The organism is Cupriavidus pauculus (assembly GCF_002858765.1).
GTDB lineage: Bacteria > Pseudomonadota > Gammaproteobacteria > Burkholderiales > Burkholderiaceae > Cupriavidus > Cupriavidus pauculus_B.
In genome coordinates this window covers 195,660-196,852 of the sequence record NZ_PJRP01000005.1, presented here as the reverse complement: position 1 = coordinate 196,852, position 1,193 = coordinate 195,660, and the positions used below count along the sequence as shown (strand labels likewise).

Below are 1,193 nucleotides of genomic sequence, written 5' to 3'. Positions count from 1 at the left end.
GGTAGAGAGCAGGAAGGCCGTGGCAGCCGCCGCGACCCGCCAGTGGGGGCGTGAAATCATGGTTGTCTCCGTCATGCTTTGTTATGGAACTACGGTACTGAGGGCCCAGCCAGATGCAGTCAGTCGGGCCTTGTCCTGCGCCCGAACACCTCTTCGTTATGCTCGCCAGGCTTCGGCAACGGATGCCGGACGCCGGGACGCCTGCCACCCATCAGCAGCGGCAGCAGGACGGTGGGCGCGATCGAGCCGTCTTCCACCTGCATCGGCACCAGGCCGCCGCTTTCCTTCAGGTGCGGATCGTCAAGCAACTGGTCCGGGCGGACGATCGGTGCGTAGGGAATGCCGGCGCCTTCGAGCTGGGGCATCAGGGCATCAGCGCGATGGTGCTGAAGGATGGCGCCCAATTCTTCCAGCAACAGCGGCCGCACCGCCACCCGCGCGGCGTTATCGCGGTATTCGGGCCGCTGGGTCATTTGCGGATGGCCCAGCACCTGGCACAGCGTGACGAACTGCTTGTCGCTGACCGCTCCGATAAACAGCTGCTCGCCGTCGGCCAGCGAGAACACGTCGTAGACGCTCCACGCCGACACGCGCGACGGCATCGGCGGCGGCGCCTCGCCGGTCATCGCAAACTGCTGCATATGCTGCGACGCCAGGAACACGCAGTTCTCGAACAGCGCGCTCTGGATTTCCTGTCCGCGGCCCGTATGGTCGCGTTCGCGAAGCGCGGCCAGCACGCCGATGGCGCCGAACATGCCGCCCATGATGTCGTTGACCGACGTGCCCGCGCGCAGCGGGCGCCCCTTGGGTCCGGTCATGTACGACAGCCCGCCCATCATCTGCACCACTTCATCCAGTGCCAGGCGCTTTTCGTACGGCCCGGGCAGGAAGCCCTTGTGCGAGACATAGATCAGGTGCGGGTACTTTTCCGACAGGGTTGCGTAGTCGAGGCCGAGCTTTTCCATCAGGCCGGGCCGGAAGTTCTCCAGCAGCACGTCGCACTGGCCAGCCAGGTCGGCGGCCGCGGTACGCCCCTCCTCGGTCGTGATGTCCAGCACCACGCTCTTCTTGTTGCGGTTGAAGGCGCGGAAGAAGCCGATGCCCAGGCCGGGCAGGTTGCGGGTCTTGTCGCCGCCCGGCGGCTCCACCTTGATGACCTCGGCGCCCAGGTCGGCCAGGATCATGCCGCAGGT

The 1,193-nt window shown here is 66.2% G+C and carries 1 protein-coding gene; it reads right to left on the bottom strand.

Annotated features, from left to right (window positions below; all coding sequences use genetic code 11):
• Nucleotides 1-119: 119 nt before the first annotated feature.
• A partial coding sequence (locus tag CYJ10_RS13580; protein WP_101682142.1) for a CaiB/BaiF CoA transferase family protein occupies nt 120-1,193 on the bottom strand: 1,074 nt, incomplete at its 5' end.